Origin of the sequence: Xanthomonas sp. BRIP62409, assembly GCF_003992965.1 — a bacterium.
GTDB classification, from domain to species: domain Bacteria; phylum Pseudomonadota; class Gammaproteobacteria; order Xanthomonadales; family Xanthomonadaceae; genus Xanthomonas; species Xanthomonas euroxanthea.
This window is the reverse complement of the sequence record NZ_QEZJ01000035.1, coordinates 44,284-63,483: the sequence shown is the minus strand read 5'-3', so window position 1 is coordinate 63,483 and position 19,200 is coordinate 44,284. Positions and strand designations below refer to the sequence as shown.

10 protein-coding genes, 1 pseudogene and 1 riboswitch are annotated in these 19,200 nt (G+C 66.0%); of the genes and pseudogenes, 6 read left to right on the top strand and 5 right to left on the bottom strand.

Annotation, left to right across the window (positions count from 1 at the left end; all coding sequences use genetic code 11):
- Positions 1-31 precede the first annotated feature (31 nt).
- From EO170_RS20490 to thiC, 3 genes are all read right to left on the bottom strand, one after another.
- The gene (locus tag EO170_RS20490) at positions 32-925 is read right to left on the bottom strand and encodes a helix-turn-helix domain-containing protein (RefSeq protein WP_104584037.1); all 894 of its coding nucleotides are present in this window, start codon (positions 923-925) and stop codon (positions 32-34) included.
- Positions 926-1,035: 110 nt separating this feature from the next.
- Positions 1,036-3,369 (bottom strand): winged helix-turn-helix domain-containing protein, encoded by a 2,334-nt coding sequence (locus EO170_RS20485; RefSeq protein ID WP_126947809.1) that lies wholly within the window; start codon positions 3,367-3,369, stop codon positions 1,036-1,038.
- A 423-nt stretch (positions 3,370-3,792) separates the two neighbouring features.
- Complete coding sequence (thiC, locus tag EO170_RS20480) at positions 3,793-5,670, bottom strand: phosphomethylpyrimidine synthase ThiC (protein ID WP_102585234.1); 1,878 nt, start codon at positions 5,668-5,670, stop codon at positions 3,793-3,795.
- A 115-nt stretch (positions 5,671-5,785) separates the two neighbouring features.
- Positions 5,786-5,883: riboswitch (TPP riboswitch) on the bottom strand.
- 651 nt (positions 5,884-6,534) lie between these two features.
- Between thiC and EO170_RS20475 the strand changes: the two genes are divergently transcribed.
- Positions 6,535-8,508, top strand: a complete 1,974-nt coding sequence (locus EO170_RS20475) for a prolyl oligopeptidase family serine peptidase (RefSeq protein WP_126947777.1) — start codon at positions 6,535-6,537, stop codon at positions 8,506-8,508.
- A 9-nt stretch (positions 8,509-8,517) separates the two neighbouring features.
- Here EO170_RS20475 and EO170_RS20470 read toward each other — a convergent pair whose 3' ends face one another.
- A complete protein-coding gene (locus tag EO170_RS20470) occupies positions 8,518-10,356 on the bottom strand; it encodes a methyl-accepting chemotaxis protein (protein ID WP_164739256.1) in 1,839 nt (612 codons plus the stop codon).
- An 80-nt stretch (positions 10,357-10,436) separates the two neighbouring features.
- Complete coding sequence (ggt, locus tag EO170_RS20465; protein WP_126947775.1) at positions 10,437-12,146, bottom strand: gamma-glutamyltransferase; 1,710 nt, start codon at positions 12,144-12,146, stop codon at positions 10,437-10,439.
- A 640-nt stretch (positions 12,147-12,786) separates the two neighbouring features.
- On the opposite strand from ggt, the pseudogene ilvC reads away from it, so the two are divergent.
- The 5 genes and pseudogenes from ilvC to EO170_RS20440 form a co-directional block, all read left to right on the top strand.
- Positions 12,787-13,791, top strand: a pseudogene (gene ilvC / locus EO170_RS20460) (ketol-acid reductoisomerase); the annotation flags it as partial.
- Positions 13,792-13,833: 42 nt separating this feature from the next.
- Positions 13,834-15,555, top strand: a complete 1,722-nt coding sequence (gene ilvG / locus EO170_RS20455; RefSeq protein WP_126947773.1) for an acetolactate synthase 2 catalytic subunit — start codon at positions 13,834-13,836, stop codon at positions 15,553-15,555.
- The gene (locus EO170_RS20450; protein ID WP_104584030.1) at positions 15,539-15,796 is read left to right on the top strand and encodes an ACT domain-containing protein; all 258 of its coding nucleotides are present in this window, start codon (positions 15,539-15,541) and stop codon (positions 15,794-15,796) included. Before ilvG ends, EO170_RS20450 begins: the two co-directional genes overlap by 17 nt.
- A 75-nt stretch (positions 15,797-15,871) precedes the next feature.
- A complete protein-coding gene (locus EO170_RS20445) occupies positions 15,872-16,990 on the top strand; it encodes a threonine dehydratase (protein WP_104584029.1) in 1,119 nt (372 codons plus the stop codon).
- The gene (locus EO170_RS20440; protein WP_104584028.1) at positions 16,987-18,549 is read left to right on the top strand and encodes a 2-isopropylmalate synthase; all 1,563 of its coding nucleotides are present in this window, start codon (positions 16,987-16,989) and stop codon (positions 18,547-18,549) included. The genes EO170_RS20445 and EO170_RS20440 overlap by 4 nt, the downstream gene beginning before the upstream one ends.
- The last annotated feature ends 651 nt before the right edge of the window (positions 18,550-19,200 follow it).

The window sequence follows — 19,200 nt, the reverse complement described above, 5'->3', positions numbered from 1 at the left end:
GTTAGTGGCGCGTTAAGCGCCCCTGTGCAAATTACGATTGCGTGAACATCGTCGCTTTGCGCGTCACGTTCCGTGGCTTTGCCGAATCTGGCGGATTTGTCGTTTGGTCCCGGTAATGCGATGCGGAGACCCCGAAACGCGCACGAAACGCACGCGCAAAGCTGCAGCAATTGTCGAAGCCGCTTGCGGCCGCAACCTCACCGATCATCATCGAGGTATCGCGCAGCAGATCGGAGGCGCGCTCCAGGCGCAGACGTGCCGACAGGGCCTGCGGGCTTTCCTCGTACAGGCTCTGGAACGTCTTGGACACATACCAGCTGGAGAAGTTGGTCAGCTGCGCCAGCTCGGCGATGCGCACCACGCGGTCACTGTTGCCTTCCAGATACAGACGGGCGCGTTGCATGCGACCGAACACCTGACGGCGACGGCTGCGCGAACGGCCCGGGCAGCGCTGCTCCTGCGCGATGAAGTCGCGCTGCATCGCGGCCAGATGCAGCAACAAGGGGCGTGCCGACGCACTGCCGCTTTGTGCGGCCGCGTTGCGCCACAAGCGCAGTGCAATCCGCAGATCGCCGCGTGACAGCTGGCTGCGCCCCGGATACAACGTGGCGTCTGTCAGTTCGGCCAGGGATTGCAGGCTGTCGCCATCGAGGCTGACGCCGACACAGAGCGCGCTGCGGTCGGCCTGTACGGTGGGATGCGATTCCTTGTCGAAGGCGATCCAGTCGCCGGCGCGCAGACGGAAACGCCCTTCCTTGGACTCCACCCAGGCGCGGCCGCGCAACTGCACCCACAGTGTGAAGGTGGCGGCGGCAGTGCGGATACTGCCCAGGCGCGAGACGGCCAGACAGGTCGTCGACGTCGGCTCGCTGGTGCCGTCCAGTGAGAGTGCGAGCCCGCGATCTGCGGTGATGACCTGTTGCATGGTGGCAGCCCCCTGTACAAAAGAGGGCGTAGTGTTTTGCCGAATCTGGCGTGAGTCAGGAAGTTCCGACGAAGGTCTGCCGAAATTGCGACGAAGTCTTTCCGAAGAACTTACGAGGCGATTTTTCTCAACACGATCAACAGGTTGGATACCACACCCAGGGGCGTCACCAGGCGTTCCGGCAACGGCATGAAGGCGATCGCGCTGCCGTCTTCTTCCGCCAATGCCACATACAGCGCGCCGCTGCGCTGATCCACGCTGAAGCCGTTGATGGTGGTGTACTTGGCCGCATCCAGGCACCGCCCGGCGCCGGCGCGCAGGTCGCTGTCGTGGGTGGCACAGGTGTCGGTGGACGACAGGTAATGCAACTGGCCTCGCGCACCGGGCGCCCAGCTGCGGTAACGCCAGCGCGATGGCTGCTGCGGATCGACTTGCTGCAAGGTGTCGGCGGCCAGCGACGGGGCGACCTGCCATAACCCGCCGCCGGTCAGGCGCGTCAGCAGTACCTGGCCACTGACGCGATCCAGCCGCAGCTGCGAAACGTCCTGCAGCGACGCCAGCGCGCGCCAGGGAGAGCTGCGTCTGTCGTAGAGCGTGGCGAAGGTGCGCCCGTCATCCGCTGCGGCAACGACCAGCAACCGGTCGGGATCGGGAAGATGGATCGCCTGCAACGGTCGCGCCTGCGGCACCGGCAGCCGCAGCACCCTGCCCGTGCCTGGGGTCACTTCGAACAAGGCCGCATGCCCTTGCGCATCGCTGCCGCTGACCAGCACGCGTTGCGAATCGGCCGACCAGTCGGCGGCCTGGCGCGCATCCGGCCGCAGGCCTTCGATCAGGCGCACCGAGCCAGGTTTGCCGACATCGCCCCACCACAGGCCGTACGCACCGGAGCGGTTGGAGGCAAAGATCAGCTGGTGCCCGTCCGGCGCGATCATCGGCTGGTCGTCGCGCCCGCTGGAGGGAAACAGCCGGCGGCGGATGTAGCCGCCATTCATGGGGTCGTGAATCACCTGATACACGCCAAATTGCGGCTTACGCTGCACGAACACCAGATGGCCCTGCGCCACATCCGGCGCCTGCGCATCGTCCACACCAAGGTCATGCAGGCTGCGGTCGACCAGATCGAGCCGGTAGAGCCGCGCCTCGCTGTCCACACGACGCCCGAAGATCAGGCCGCTGCCGTCGGGCAACCAGCTCCAGCCGCGGACATCCGCGTTGTCATGGGTCAGCCGTTCGGCGGTTCCGCCGCTTGCCGGAATGCGCCACAGGTCGCCAAGCTGCGGATTGCGCAGAAACACGATCCAGTGGCCGTCCGGCGAATAGCGCGGCGTGTAGTCGAAGTCGCTCGGCTGCGCGCTGTAGCTCAGCGGCTGCCATTGACCGGTTTCCAGATCCAGCCGCCGCATGTGCGGCGCCCCGTGCGCGCCGGTCATGCTGCCGAACAGCAACGCACGGCCGTCTGGCGACCAGCTGAAACTCAGCATGTCCGCGCCGTCGCAGCGCGCCACCTCGCGCGCGGCAGCCGGGCCGCTGGCGGCGGCAATCATGACGCGGCAGCCGCCATCGGGCGCCTGCCGCGAGAAGGCGATCTCGCGCCCGTCCGGCGACCAGGCCGGCAGCCGATCGGAGATGCCGGCCGCCGGCGTATCGAGCACGCGCGGATAGGCGTTGTTGGTGGTCTTGACCAGGATCGAGGTGCCTGCGCGATCGCTGGTCAGCGAGGCATAGGCCACCATCGCCCCGTCCGGCGACAGGCTGGGCGTGAGATCGAAACCGCCGCCTGCAGTGATGATCTGATACGGGCGCTTGGGGCTGCCCAGCACTGCCGAGGCCGCCGCGGTATCGCTGGCTGGCGCACGCATCCACAGCGTCCGTGCCGCCAGCCCCAGCACCACTAGCAAGGTCACGCCGGCCACTGCCAGTGCCATCCAGCGGCGCCGCTGCGCGGCCGCCGGTGCGGACCGGACCAACGGCAGCGGCTGCCGGTTTGCCGCGTCACGCTCCAGGGCAGCAGCGGCCGCGACGTCGGCCGTGGGATCGCGATCCTCAAGTGCCGTGCTCGATACCGTTGCCACCGATGGGCCCGCGACGGTATCGGCGGAGCTGTCCGAGCGTTGCTCCCACGCCACCGGCGCCAGCAGGCGATAGCCGGTCTTGGCGATGGTCTCGATATGCTCGAAGCGCTGGCTGCCATTGCTGGCCAACGCCTTGCGCAATTGCGTGACCGCCTGGGTCACCACGTCGTTGGTCGGCAAGGTGTCGGGCCAGACCTCGGCCAACAACTGCTCGCGGGTCACCACCTGGCCCGGCTGCCGCGCCAGCGTCAGCAACACAGCCAGGGATTTCGGCGCCAGACGCGCGGCGCGCCTGGCGCCGGGCGCATGCACTTCGCGCGAGGCAACATCGACCACGCACTGGCCGACACGCAACCGGCCCGATGGCATCGCATTAGCGGGAGGAACACTCATCGGCAAGAACACGCACCGGCATGCAAGGACTACAAAGAACGCATCACGCACTTCGCGCGAAGCGCCAAATTCAGCAAAGGACCACAACCAACTGTGTCATGCATCCATTTGGTGCAAATTTTACTCTATGCCCCGTTGCTTCCCTACGACAGGTGGCGACGTCAGGCTCTCTCTCTCTCGCCGACGAATTCAAATAATTACGATGTCCCCTTCGCGCCTCTGGCGCGATTTTTTTATCTGCGATTCAGAAAAATGCGCTGAAATGCTTGCCAGCTGTAACCGCTTGCAATGCAGTCGCAGCGCGGCACTTGCGCACCACGCTGCGATCTGCCTAAGCCGAAGCTGAATTTTTCTTAAGCGACCTATCGGCCCGCTGCAACGCAACATTGCTGGCGCGTGTCAGGTGGCGCGATACACCTGCGCACCCTGCGCCAGGAACTGCGCCGACTTCTCTTCCATTCCCGCCGACAAGGCATGCGCTTCGCCCATACCGTGCTCGGCTGCGTAATCGCGCACGTCCTGGGTGATCTTCATCGAGCAGAAATGCGGCCCGCACATCGAGCAGAAGTGCGCCAGCTTGTGCGCGTCCTTGGGCAGGGTTTCGTCGTGGAACTCCTTGGCCTTTTCCGGATCCAGCCCGAGATGGAACTGGTCATCCCAACGGAATTCGAAACGCGCCTTGCTCAAGGCGTTGTCGCGCACCTGCGCACCGGGATGGCCCTTGGCCAGGTCCGCGGCATGCGCGGCGATCTTGTAGGCCATGATGCCGTCACGTACGTCCTGCCGGTTGGGCAGGCCCAGATGCTCCTTGGGCGTGACATAGCAAAGCATCGCGGTGCCGAACCAGCCGATCATCGCCGCGCCGATCGCGCTGGTGATGTGGTCGTAGCCGGGCGCGATATCGGTGGTCAGCGGCCCCAGCGTGTAGAACGGCGCCTCGCCGCATTCGCGCAGCTGCTTGTCCATGTTTTCCTTGATCAACTGCATCGGCACATGCCCCGGGCCTTCGATCATGGTCTGCACATCGTGCTTCCAGGCGATCCTGGTCAGCTCGCCCAGCGTTTCCAGCTCGCCGAACTGTGCTGCGTCGTTGGCATCGGCAATGCAGCCCGGGCGTAAGCCATCGCCCAGCGAAAACGCCACGTCGTAGGCCTTCATGATCTGGCAGATGTCTTCGAAATGCGTGTAGAGAAAGTTTTCCTTGTGGTGGGCCAGGCACCACTTGGCCAGGATCGACCCGCCGCGCGAGACGATGCCGGTAACCCGTTTGGCAGTCAGCGGCACATAGCGCAGCAGCACACCGGCATGAATGGTGAAGTAGTCCACGCCCTGCTCGGCCTGCTCGATCAAGGTGTCGCGGAAGATCTCCCAGGTCAGCTCTTCTGCGCGCCCGTCGACCTTTTCCAGCGCCTGATAGATCGGCACCGTGCCGATCGGCACCGGCGAGTTGCGGATGATCCATTCGCGGGTCTCGTGGATGTGCTTGCCGGTGGACAGGTCCATCACCGTGTCGCCGCCCCAGCGGATCGACCACACCAGCTTTTCGACCTCTTCTGCAATACCGGACGACACCGCGCTGTTGCCAATGTTGGCGTTGATCTTGGTCAGGAAATTGCGACCGATGATCATCGGCTCGCTTTCCGGGTGATTGATGTTGTTGGGCAGGATCGCGCGGCCGCGGGCGATTTCCTCGCGGACGAATTCCGGCGTGATGCGGTGCTGGATCGCAGCGCCGAAGGCCTCGCCCGGATGCTGCTTGCACAGGATCGCGTCGGTCACCGCTTCCAGGCGCTGGTTTTCGCGGATCGCCACGAACTCCATTTCTGGGGTGATGATGCCGCGCCGCGCGTAATGCATCTGGGTGACATTGGCACCGTCGCGTGCCACGCGCGGCAGGCGCCGCGCAGGAAAACGCACGGCATCCAGGCGCGCATCGTGCTCGCGGCCGCGGCCGAAGCTGGAACTCAGGCCGTCCAGCGCCACGGTGTCGTCGCGCTCGGCAATCCAGCGCGCGCGCAGCGGCGCCAGACCGGCGGCAAGATCGATCGCCGCGTGCGGGTCGGTATATGGCCCGGAGGTGTCATAGACACTGAGCGGCGCATTGTCCTCACCGCCGAACAAGGTGGGGGTGCGGGTCAATGCGATCTCGCGCATCGGCACCTGCAGATCGGCGCGCGAGCCCTGCACGAAGATCTTGCGGGACCCTGGAATCGGCTGGGTCACAGCCTCGGACAGCGACTGGGCTTGTTGCTGCAAAACGGTAGGCGCGGCATTCATGGCGTTCGTCCTGTGTGCTGGAAAACCAGCACCCACGGCGCTGGCTCTGCGAAGAAGTCGCAGGAGGACGAAGCGGCGGCGCTCAATGGCGATGCGCCCGTGCACGGCACGGACCATCGCATCTAACGAAGCTTCCCTACGCCGGTATCAGCCGGATCAGGTTCGAAGGGACTATCTCAACCGCAGCGCACTGCGGTACCCCCACTTCGGCGGCGATTAAACCACATCGCACCCTGCGCGGCTAAAAAATGTCGCCAGCTGTCGGCACCGCGCTCGGCGAAGAGATGCACGCCTGGTGCAGGCCGTTGCGTGCAGCGGCCGCGCTCGCCTGGCGATGACCAACGCAGTGTTGTCACCTTCGGCAGCGACCGTTGTCCGTGTATGGCAGCGCAGGTCGGCAGCACACGCGCAGCGTCGCTGCGGCGCTACAAGAGCGCCCTCGCACTGCACGCCTCGCACTGCAACACAACGCGCATTCGCGAACAGCGCGTCTGCCAACGCGTTCGATTCGGCCTGGGCCATCCCGGGACGCAGCAGCCACACGTAGACGCCCAGCGCTTCTGATCGCACCCATGAGCCGCCGGTCCGCTGCCTGGAAACGCCGGTTGTCACAACGACCACTTTTGGGAAGTCGTTGTCCACGTGCCAGGACTGCCACGTCACCGGCCGCCTGGCACGCAGCAGCGCGGTGGTGCCATGCACGGACATTTCCACGGCACATCACACCGCTAGCCTGCAGTCACCACAACAAGAAACCTGCTCTCTCTCCCTGCCGTCGATCTTCGGCGGCTTTTTTTTGATCCACTTGCCACAGCTATCGCCGGTTCGTTATCTTTCTGTGAAACAGGGGAATGGACGACGCAGATGCAAGGGATGCACCGGTTTGGCTGGGCAGCGATGCTGCTGATGGGTTTTTTTTCAGGGACTGCGCAGGCCGCGTCCCCGCCGCCTGTAGAGGCCTTCGTCGAATCCGGCCCGATCTCCTCGCCGGCGATGTCGCCCGATGGGAAGCATCTGGCGGTCAGCGCGGATCTGGGCGATGGCAACTACGCGCTGGTGGTCTACCGCATTGCCGGCATGCAGTCCACCACGATGCTGCGCCTGCCGCGCTATGAATTGCCGGTGCGCATTGCCTGGGTCAGCGACCGCCGGCTGGTGATCGGCAAGGGGCGCAAACTCGGCTCGCTGGAAGAGCCCATGCCGATGGGCGAGATCATCGCCACCGATCTGGATGGCAGCAATCAGCGCTATGTGTACGGCTACCTGCAAAGCACCCGCAACGCGGGGCTGGAGCGCGGGTTCGGCTATATCGAGGGCCTGCCGAGTCGCCGCAACGGGCACTTCTACATGCGACGCCTGTCGCTGGACTCGCGCCACTCGATGCTCTACGACGTCGACGCCAGCACCACTACCCATCGCCTGATGGCAGACGTCGACGTCCCCGATCTGCGCTTCGTGCTCGACCACGATGGCGTGGCGCAATACGCGTACGGCACCGACGACAACGATAACCCGTTGCTGTTCCGCCGATCGGGCAATGGCTGGTCGCCGATGTCCCAGGTCCAGGCCAACTGGCGACCGATCGCATTTGCACGGCAGCCTGGCCGCGTCTACGGCTGGTATAGCGAGGCCGGTGGCCCTGCAGTCCTGGTGGCCAGCGATCCCGACGGCCAGCAGCGCAGCGTGCTCGCGTCGGACCCGTTCTACAGCGTGGACGATCTGCAGTGGGGTCCGGCGCCGCAGACGCCATTTGCTGCACGACTTGGACCAGGGCGACCGACGCTGCGCTATTTCGAGCAGGACACTGCCGAAGCGCAACTGCACCGGAGCCTGAGCCAGACCCTGGCCGGCCAGTACGTGGACTTCGTCAATTTCACCGAGGACGGCAGCAGCCTGCTGCTACGGGCCTATAGCGACCGCGATGCAGGTGCCTGGTACATCTTCGACCGGCCGAGCAACACGCTGAAACTTGTCATCAAGGCACGCAGTGCATTGCCGGCGGCGCAGATGAACGAGCGGCGCATGGTGACGTTTCAGGCCAGCGACGGGTTGATCCTGGACGGCGTGCTCACCGTCCCCGGCACCGCCGCACGCGGTGAACGGCTGCCGATGATCCTGCTGCCGCACGGTGGCCCGCATGCAGATGGCGATGGCTGGGCCTTCGATACCGACGCCCAGTTCCTGGCCAGCCGCGGCTATCTGGTGCTGCAGGTCAATTACCGCGGCGGCCTGGGGCGTGGCAACCGGTTCGAGCGCGCCGGGTATCGCCAATGGGGCGAGCGTATCCAGGACGATCTGGTCGACGGCGTTCGCTGGGCAGTGGGCCAGGGACTCGCGGATCAGACGCGCATCTGCAGCTATGGCGCCAGCTTCGGCGCGTATGCCGCCATGATGGTGCAGGTCAAGGCGCCGGAGTTGTTCCGCTGCGCGGTGGGCGTGGCCGGCATCTACGACCTGCAGATGATGTACAGCAAGGGCGACATCAATCGCAGCGACTACGGGCTGAATTATCTGGAGCGCGCCATTGGCCGTGATACGGCTGAACTGGCGGCGCACTCCCCGGTGATGCTGGCTGATCGCATCAAGGTACCGGTGCTGCTCGTGCACGGCGAAGAGGACGAGCGAGCTCCCTTCGCACAGGCCAAGAGCCTGCGCGCGGCATTGACGCGCAGCGGCAACGCGCCGCAATGGATGTCCGTTCCCAAGGAGGGACACGGTTTCTACAAGGAGGCCAACCAGATCACGTTCTATCGCACCCTGGAACGTTTTCTTGCCGAGCAGTTGGGTGGCGACACTGCGACGGCGACGTCCAGTGCCGTATCCGCCGCGCCGCAGTGACGCGGCGCGCTAGTCCAGCGTATAGCCCACCCGCAAACCGCCCCAGTGCCTGCGGCCGACGTAGATCGGCACCGACAGGTCGAACATGATCTGGCCGGTGTCGCGGCGGTAGACCTGCAGGCGGTACGGGTCGGTGTGCGCGCCCACGCTGCGGCCGACACGGTCGGTGAACTTGCGCTTGGTGCGGTTGCCGATCAGATCGCGTTTGGGATCGCCGGTCAGCGGCTGGGTGAAGCGCAGGTTGTGCGTGGGCACATAACCATCGGGATTGGCGCAGATCGCGAACACGATCCAGGGATGCGCATCCAGCAGCGGCTCCTGCAAGGCAGGCAACACCGCGTCGCAAAGCGCATCGAAGTCGGTGCTGAACTTGGCGGGCTCCACGCCGGCAATCGGCGTGTAGGTGCGTGCGAACAGCGCCGCTTCGTCGATCTGGCCGCGTGCGATGGCCTGCGCCAGGGCGGTGCCGATGCGAGCGGCAGCGGCCACGGCGAGTTCCTTGACGCGCGCGTGGCGGGGAACTGCCAGCGGATCGGCCGGCAGACGGAACAGGCCCACGCAGTCGCGCAGCGTCTCGGTGCCGCGCTCCAGCGCCTCGCTGCGTTCGGCCACATGCGCGGCATGCTGCAGGTTGCTGCGCCCCAGCGCCACCACGCCATCGACGGCACGTTCGATGCCGCGAATCTCGCCGTCCTGCGCCTGGATCCGCCCGGCCACCGTGGTCATCGCGCTGCTGGCCTGGCCGAGCACGCGGGTGATGCCATCGAGCACCGCTTCGGTGCCGCGCGCCGAGGCCGCGCCCTCGCCCACCGCGGCGCTGGTTTCGGCCAGGATCGCGCGCACGTCGCGCGCTGCCGCTGCGGCCCGTTCGGCCAGACGGCGGATCTCGGTGGCGACCACCGCAAAGCCGCGCCCGGCATCGCCGGCATGCGCCGCTTCGATGCTGGCGTTGATCGACAGGATGTTGGTCTGGAACGCCACCGAGTCGATGACTTCGATGACCTCTCCGGCACGCGCCGCACGACGTTCCACCTCGTGCATGGCCTGGCCCAGCGCATGTGCGGCAGCGACGCCCTGACGTGCGCTTTCGTCGGCGCTGGCGGCCAGCGCAATCACCTGCGCCAGATCGGCGTTGACGTCCTGCAGGCTCGCAGCAAGGCGCTCCACCGCCGTGCGCGCGCCATCCAGCGCGTCGGTCTGCGCCTGCGACTGACGTACCATCTCGTCGTTTTCGGCCACCAGCGGCGGCACTTCGGCAGCGATCTGCACCGACAACGCCACTGCCTGGCGGATCGCTTCGGCCAGATTGCCGAAGCCGGCCTGCAGCCGGCGCCCCATGTCGGTCTCGGACAGACCGGGCGGCAGCAACAGCTCCAGCTCGCACCCGGCCAGTGCCTGGGCGGTGCGCTCGAGTACGGTGCGGTCTTCATGTTCGGCCTGCAGGCGCGCCACCAATGGCTGCAGCAGCGGCGAGATCGGCACCGGCCGGCTGTCTTCGGCCAGGCGGGTGGCTTCGCGCAGCAGGATCGCGGTTTCCACATGCGGCAGCGACAGCATCCAGCCCCCGTGCTCGCGGTCGCGCACATAGCGCACGCGCCGGGCCGGGTCGTCGCCGGGGGCGGCCCATACGCCGTCTTCGCCGGCCAGATCGGCTGCACTCAATCCCCACACCACCGACACCGGCGCGCCCTGCAGCTCGCTGGCGGTCTTGCCCAGGACGTCCAGGCCTGCGCGGTTGCAGGCCACCACGCAGGCCTCGGCCGATAGCCGCAGCAGCGCGACCGGTGCATCGGGGAGCAGCGCCGCCTGCGTTTGCGACGGCGGACCGGGCTGTTGCATCGAGCTCATGGGCGTTCCTAATCCATCACGATCATTAGCGGCGCGCCGCGGCTGCAATTGAGCGGCGCCATGCATCCGCAGGCGCCTGCTCAGTAACCGGCGGCTTGCCCGTCCTTGCGGCTTTCCGAGGCGCCGTAATACACCCCGCTGGCCGGATCACGCGCGATCGCCTGATATCCGCCATACGGGCCATCGGCAAAGATCACCCGGTGGCCCTTGCGCATCAGCGCGCGAATGGTGTCGTAGGAGAAGCCGGTTTCCAGATTGACCTCGCCGCCATCGCTCATCGCGGTGGCCTGGCCGGTCGGCTCGGTGGAGCCTTCGTGCTGGATGCGCGGCGCGTCACCGGCTTCCTGCAGATTCATGTGGAAGTCCACCAGGTTCATCACGATCTGCACGTGGCCCTGCGGCTGCATCGCCCCGCCCATCACCCCGAAGCTCAGCCACGGCTTGCCGTCCTTGGTGACGAAGGCGGGAATGATGGTCTGGAACGGCCGCTTGCCCGGCGCGTAGCCGTTGGGGTGATCCTTCTTCAGCACGAACATCTCGCCACGGTCCTGCAGGATGAAGCCCAGCCCCGGCGGGGCCATGCCGCTGCCCATGCCGCGGTAATTGGACTGGATCAACGACACCATCATGCCGTCGGCATCGGCCACGGTCATGTAGATCGTGTCGCCCTCTTCCAGCTGCTTGGGCGTGCCCGGCTGCACCTCCTTGAGCGCCTTGTCCACGGAGATCAGCGCGCGACGCTGCGCGGCGTAATCCTTGGAGATCAGCCTGGCCAGCGGTGCCGGCTGGAACGCCGGGTCGGCATAGAAACGCGCGCGGTCGGCGAAGGCAAGCTTCTTGGCTTCGGTGAACAGGTGCACGTGCTCGGCCGAGCCGTACGGGATCTTGGAGAAGTCGTAGCCCTCCAGGATGTTGAGCATCTGCAGCGCGGCAATGCCCTGGCTGTTGGGCGGCAACTCCCAGACATCAACGCCACGGTAGTTGGTGGACACCGGCTCCACCCACTCGCCGGTGTGGCTGGCCAGATCCTCGTAGCTCAGGTAGCCGCCATTGGCCTTGAAATAGGCGCCGATGGTGCGGGCGATGTCGCCCTTGTAGAACGCATCGCGGCCGCCGTCGGCGATCTGCTGCAAGGTGTTGGCCAGGTTGGGGTTCTTCCACAGCTCGCCCTTGCGCGGGGCATGGCCGTCGATGGTGAACTGCTCCTTGAAGCCGGGGTATTGCGACAGGCGCGGCACCGAGCGGTCCCAGTAATAGGCGATGGTCTCGGCCACCGGATGGCCTTCGCGGGCATAACGGATGGCCGGGGCCAGGTTCTGCGCCATCGGCTTGCGCCCGAAGCGCTCATGCAACGCGAACCAGCCATCCACCGCGCCCGGCACCGACACCGGCAACGGGCCGGTCGGCGGAATGTCCTTCAACCCACGGCGCTGGAACTCGGCCAGGGTCAGCGACTTCGGCGAGCGGCCCGAGCCGTTGTAGCCGTAGAGCTTGCTGGTCCTGGGGTCCCAGACGATGGCGAACAGATCCCCGCCCACGCCGTTGCCGGTTGGCTCCATCAGCCCCAGCGCGGCATTGGCGGCGATCGCCGCATCCACCGCCGAGCCGCCGCTCTTCATCACATCCAGCGCGATCTGGGTGGCCAACGGCTGCGAGGTCGCCGCCATTGCGTGCGGGGCGATGACTTCCGAGCGGGTGGCAAACGGCTGCCCGGTGATCCGGTCGGCAGCACTCAGAGGTGGCGCAAGCAGCGCCAAGGCAGACACCAACAACACAGGTACGCGACGCATGACAGACGATCCCCGAAACACCACATGTGAGTGGTCAACCATACCAGCGGGTCAGGCCACTTCGTTCGGCACGCACTGCCTGTCAGCACAAATGCCGCGCATTTAGTGACGCGTAGCGCCTGCCGCTGGCCCGTACCGATCCGGTTTCAACAGCAACCATGCTGCTGCCACGCGGTTTTGCGCGACACAGCGCCCATTGACGCGGCCGTTTCACGCGCAAGGGTTGACACCCCACCAGCAGCGATGGTTATCTCGGTCTCATGCCGCACCGCCACACCACCTCGAACGCCCCAGTGTCCGCGCCCATCGGCGCGTCGGCAGCGTCGCTTCTCGTGCTCGTACTTATTACCTCGCCAACCGGTGCGGGACGGGACTTCGTGTAGGCAACAGACACACAAGGCTTCGATCAGACCCCGCACCGGCAACGGCGCGGGGTTTCGCGTTTCAGGGACCACCAAAAGTTTCGAATGACATGAACGACATCACTGACATCGCCGCAATGCCCATCACGCGTGCCCACCGGCGCGCTGGTGCTTGCGCGTGCATGCGCAGTGCCATCGTCCATCCCCGCTTTGCCTGGCCGGCCAGTGTCTGCACTGCCGGCTGATTTCTTTCCCACTGCCAAACCCGCAAGGACTACTCCATGAGCAACGACACCCAACCGAAAATCGCGATCATCGGCTACGGCAGCCAGGGCCGCGCACATGCGCTGAACCTGCGCGATTCCGGCTTCGACGTCACCGTCGGCCTGCGTGCCGGTGGCCCGACCGAATCCAAGGCCCAGGCCGACGGCTTCACCGTGGTGGCGCCGGCCGAGGCGGTGAAGAGTGCCGACCTTGTCGCGATCCTGACCCCGGACATGGTGCAGAAGAAGCTCTACGAAGAAGTCATCGCCCCGAACATGAAACAGGGCGCCTGCCTGCTGTTCGCGCATGGCCTGAACGTGCATTTCGACATGATCACCCCGCGCGCCGACCTGGACGTGGTGCTGGTCGCGCCGAAGGGCCCGGGTGCGCTGGTACGTCGCGAGTATGAAATCGGTCGCGGCGTGCCGTGCATCTACGCGGTCTACCAGGACACCAGCGGCAAGGCCGAGCAGTTCGCGCTGACCTATGCCGGCGGCCTAGGCGGGGCGCGTGCCAACATCATCAAGACCACCTTCAAGGAAGAGACCGAGACCGATCTGTTCGGCGAGCAGGCGGTGCTGTGCGGCGGCGCCTCGTCGCTGGTGCAGGCCGGTTTTGAGGTGTTGGTGGAAGCAGGCTACCAGCCGGAGATCGCGTATTACGAAGTGCTGCACGAACTGAAGTTGATCGTGGACCTGTTTTACGAAGGCGGCATCACCCGCATGCTGGAATTCGTGTCCGAAACCGCGCAATACGGCGACTATGTCAGCGGCCCGCGCGTGATCGACGCCAGCACCAAGGCGCGCATGAAGGACGTGCTGACCGACATCCAGAACGGCACCTTCACCAAGAACTGGGTGGCCGAATACGAAGCGGGCCTGCCGAACTACACCAAGTTCAAGCAGGCCGATCTGGAGCACCCGATCGAGGAAGTGGGCAAGAAGCTGCGCGCCAAGATGGTGTGGCTCAACGGGCAGCAACAAGCCGCCGCCGCACCCGCGAATCAACAAGCGGCGTAATGCCGCCGCACCCCCACCGCTAACACCGAAGGTCCGCAACGCATGAACACCTCCGCACACAGCACGCCCCGCAACGGCGCGCGCTGGCTGACGCAGGCCCTGGAAGCCGAAGGCGTGGAAACGCTGTTCGGTTATCCGGGCGGCACCATCATGCCGTTCTACGACGCCCTGGTGGATTCCAGGCTCAAGCACATCCTGGTCCGTCACGAACAGGGCGCCGCCCTGGCCGCCAATGGCTACGCCCGTGCCAGCGGCCGGGTCGGCGTGTGCGTGGCCACCTCCGGCCCGGGCGCGTCCAATCTGGTCACCGGCATCGCCGATGCGATGCTCGATTCGGTCCCGATGGTGTGCCTGACCGGCCAGGTCGCCACGCCGCTGCTGGGCACCGATGCGTTCCAGGAACTGGATGTGTTCGGCATGACCATGCCGATCGTCAAGCACAGCTTCCTGGTGCGGCGCGTGGAGGATCTTCCGGGCATGGTGCGCGAAGCGTTCCGCATCGCGCGCGAGGGGCGTCCCGGGCCGGTCCTGATCGACCTGCCCAAGGACGTGCAGATTGCCGACGCGTCGCATCTGCCCGATCACGTGCCGGCGGCGGTGTTGCCGCCCCCGGCGCCGGAAGATGCAAAACTGGCGCAGGCCCTGGCGGCCATCGCCAGTGCCGAACGCCCGGTGGTTTATGGCGGTGGCGGGATCGCGCTGGCCGGCGCGGTGGAGGCGTTCCGGCGCTTTGTCGAAGCCACCGGCATCCCCACCGCGCTGACCTTGCGCGGCCTGGGCGCGTTGCCGCATGCGCATCCGGACTATCTGGGGATGCTGGGCATGCATGGCACGCGTGCGGCCAACATGGCGATCCAGGAATGCGATCTGCTGGTCGTTGTCGGCGCGCGCTTCGACGACCGTGCCACCGGCAAGCTGAGCGAATTCGCACCCTTCGCACGCGTCATCCACCTGGATGCCGACGCCTATGAAATTTCCAAGCTGCGCACGGCCGACATCGCCGTGCCCGGCGATGTGGCGACCAGCCTGAAAGCGCTGAGCGCGGCACGCGGCAATTGCCAGGCGTGGCGCACGCGCTGCTTTGCCAACCGCGAGAAATTCGGCGCACGCTACGACGCGCCCGGCACCGATATCTACGCGCCGGCGTTGCTCAAGCGCCTGAGCGAAGTGGCCCCGGCCGACACCATCATCGCCTGCGACGTGGGCCAGCACCAGATGTGGGTGGCCCAGCATTGCCGCTTCAACGATCCGCGCAACCACCTCACCAGCGGCGCGCTCGGCACGATGGGCTTCGGCCTGCCGGCGGCGATGGGCGCGCAGTTCGCCTGCCCCGACCGCACCGTGGTGCTGGTGTCCGGCGACGGCAGCTTCATGATGAACGTGCAGGAACTGGTGACGATTGCACGCTGCAAGCTGCCGGTGAAGATCGTGCTGCTGGACAACAGTTCGCTGGGCATGGTGCGGCAGTGGCAGGAGCTGTTCTTTGCCGAGCGCTACAGCGAAATCGACCTGTCCGACAACCCGGATTTTGCGGCGTTGGCGCAGGTCTTCGGCATCCCCGCCAAGCGCATCATCGCGCGCGGCGACGTGGACGCGGCGCTGGCCGAGCTGTTGGCACAACCCGGCCCCGGCCTGCTGCACGTGGCCATCGACGCACGCGCCAACGTGTGGCCGCTGGTGCCGCCCAACAACGCCAACAGCACCATGCTGGACAGCAATCCCGCACACGCGGCCAAGGAGACATCGCATGCGTTACCGGCTTGATCTGGTGCTGACGCCGGCCGAAGGCGCCCTGGTGCGCGTGCTCGGCATGACCGAGCGACGCGGCTTTCGCCCCTGTGCCATCCAGGGCGCCTGCGCACCGGACGATGCCGGCCGCTGGCATCTGCAACTGGACGTGGACAGCACGCGCCCGCCGGAGACGCTGCGCCTGCAGCTGGAAAAAGTGTACGACTGCGAGTCGGTGGTGATCACCGCGCTGGACTCGGTCGAGGTTGCGGCATGAACGCCCAGACCTCGCGCGACCAGCAAATCGCCATCCGGAGGTGTCTTCTTCCGGATCGGCCGTGCGCGTGCCGCAATGCCTGATTCCGGCCGCCCCTCCCCGCAGGAGCCAGACGTAGGCGACGTGGCCGTCAGCGTGGCCGACGTGCTGGCCGCACAGGCACGTCTGCGCAAGTACCTGTCGCCCACACCGCTGCATTACGCCGAGCGCTTCGGTGTGTGGTTGAAGCTGGAAAACCTGCAGCGCACCGGCTCGTACAAGGTGCGCGGCGCATTGAACGCGTTGCTGGCGGGCCTGGAACGCGGCGACGAGCGCCCGGTGATCTGCGCCTCGGCCGGCAACCATGCGCAGGGCGTGGCGTGGTCGGCATATCGGTTGGGCGTGCAGGCCATCACGGTGATGCCCTACGGCGCGCCGCAGACCAAGATCGCCGGCGTCGCGCACTGGGGTGCCACCGTCCGTCAGCATGGCAACAGCTACGACGAAGCGTTTGCGTTCGCGCGTGAGCTGGCCGAGCAGAACGGCTACCGCTTTCTGTCCGCCTTCGACGACCCGGACGTGATCGCCGGGCAAGGCACGGTCGGCATCGAACTGGCTGCGCATGCCCCTGACGTGGTGATCGTGCCGATTGGCGGCGGCGGGCTGGCCTCCGGTGTGGCGCTGGCACTGAAATCGCAAGGTGTGCGCATCGTCGGCGCGCAGGTGGAGGGCGTCGATTCGATGGCCCGTGCCGTGCGCGGCGACTTCCGCGAAATCACTCCGGTCCCCACACTGGCCGATGGCGTGAAGGTCAAGATTCCCGGCTTTCTGACCCGCCGCCTGTGCTCGAGCCTGCTTGACGATGTGGTGATCGTGCGCGAGGCCGAATTGCGCGAAACCCTGGTGCGCCTGGCGCTGGAGGAACACGTCATCGCCGAGGGCGCTGGCGCGCTGGCCCTGGCCGCCGGTCGTCGCGTTTCAGGCAAACGCAAGTGCGCGGTGGTCTCTGGCGGTAATATCGACGCAACTGTTCTGGCCACACTCTTGTCCGAGGTGCGGCCGCGGCCGCCACGCAAGCCGCGTCGTCGCAATACCGAGCGGCTGCGCAACGAACGCAGCGCCAAGTCACTTCCCGAAACACCCGTCCTTTCCCGCCCATCCGCAGTCGCTTCAACGCCTGTCACCGCCATCGCCGTAGAGGAGTCATCCTGGTGAACACGACCGTATCCAACCAGACCCCGCGTATCCGAATTTTCGACACCACCCTGCGCGACGGCGAGCAATCCCCCGGTTGCAGCATGACGCCCCAGCAAAAGCTGGTGATGGCGCGCGCGCTGGACGAGCTCGGCGTGGACATCATCGAAACCGGTTTTCCGGCCAGTTCGCATTCCGACCGCGAGGCGGTGGCGATGATCGGCCGCGAGTTGCGTCGCCCCACACTGGCGGTGCTGTCGCGCTGCCTGCAGGCCGATATCGAAACTTCCGCACGTGCACTGGAAGCGGCCGCCAATCCGCGCCTGCATGTCTTCCTGTCCACCAGCCCGCTGCATCGCGAGCACAAGCTGCGCATGAGCCGCGAGCAGGTGCTGGAATCGGTGCACAGGCATGTGACGCTGGCGCGCGGCTATATCGACGATGTCGAGTTCTCCGCCGAGGACGCCACCCGCACCGAGGAGGATTTCCTGGCCGAGGTCGCGCGCGTGGCGATCGCCGCCGGTGCCACCACGATCAATCTGCCGGACACGGTGGGCTTCACCACGCCGGAAGAAATCCGCGGCATGTTCTCGCGCCTGATCGCCAGCGTGGAAGGTGCCGACAGCGTCATCTTCAGTGCGCACTGCCACAACGATCTGGGTCTGGCGGTGGCCAATTCGCTGGCGGCGATCGAAGGCGGTGCACGCCAGGTCGAATGCACCATCAACGGCATCGGCGAGCGCGCCGGCAATTGTGCACTGGAAGAAATCACCATGGCACTGAAGGTGCGCGGTGCGTTCTACAACATCGACACCGACATCAACACCCCACGCATCGTCTCTACCTCGCAGTTGCTGCAGCGCCTGGTCGGCATGCCGGTGCAGCGCAACAAGGCGGTGGTGGGCGGCAATGCGTTCGCGCACGAGTCGGGCATCCACCAGCACGGCATGCTGCGCCATCGCGGCACCTACGAAATCATGCGTCCGGAAGACGTGGGCTGGGAGTCCTCGCAGATGGTGCTGGGCCGCCACAGCGGCCGCGCGGCAGTGGAGCAGCGCCTGCGTGCCCTGGGATATCTGCTGGAGGAAGAAGAGGTCAAACTGGTCTTCGAGCAGTTCAAGGCATTGTGCGAAAAGCAGCGCGTGGTCACCGACGCGGACCTGCAGGCATTGATGCAGGATGCCACCGTGCAGGAAGGCTACCGCCTGGCGTCGATGACCATCAGCGATGTCGGCAGCCGTGCCAATGCGCTGGTGGAATTGTCCGATCCAGAAGGCAACCGCGTGGCCGAAACCGCGCAGGGCAATGGTCCGGTGGACGCGCTATTCGGCGCGTTGGCCTCGGCCACCGGTGTGAAGCTGGAGCTGGACAGCTACCAGGTGCACAGCGTGGGCATCGGCGCGGACGCACGTGGCGAAGCCAGCCTGAGCGTGCGCCACGACGGCGTGGAATACGAAGGCACCGGCACCAGCAAGGACATCATCGAAGCCAGCGCACTGGCCTGGCTGGACGTGGCCAATCGCCTGTTGCGTCAGCGCGAGCGCGGCGTGGTCGCGGGCAAGACGGCTGCGGTGGCGTAACACCGCTCATTCGCTGGACAATGCAAACCTGACGGCCGGCAGAGTGATCTGCTGGCCGTTTTTGTGCTTGCTGCTGGTGTTTGGTGTTCCAGCTTTCTTGCAAGCGCATCGACTTTCTGCGGGCGCCTGTGTACGTACCGACACGGGATGCGGCGTCGTGCCACCTGCCTTGCGGCGGTGTCTGCGGGTTCTGTGCGAATGCTTCGGTTTGCTGCGGGCGCTTGCACGCGCACCGGCGTGGGACACGCCGCAAGTACGTCCATGTAGGCTCTGGCGCGGCATCCCTGCCGCTCAAGGTCCCACGCCGGCACCCGCGCAAGCACCACCAATTGCTATCGGTTGCGGAACGAAATGCAGAGGGCATGCTGGGCTGGAGTTCCTTCGGACTGGGCTGGAGATCCTTCGGAGCATCCATCCTGGCGCCATGAGAGCAGATAGATGGCTTGCCGATTACATCGGCTGGGAAGTCTGCAGGCATCAACAAGTGCTTGAAGCATTGCTTGCCGATCAGCGATAGCAATGGTGGAAGCGTGGTGTCGCTTCCGGGGGCGGGACCGTGTGGCGGCATGGATGCCGCCACCGAGCCTCCAGGGACGGATTCACGGCGTGTCCCGACACCGGATGCGGCACCGCGCTGCCGACCAGCTCCGC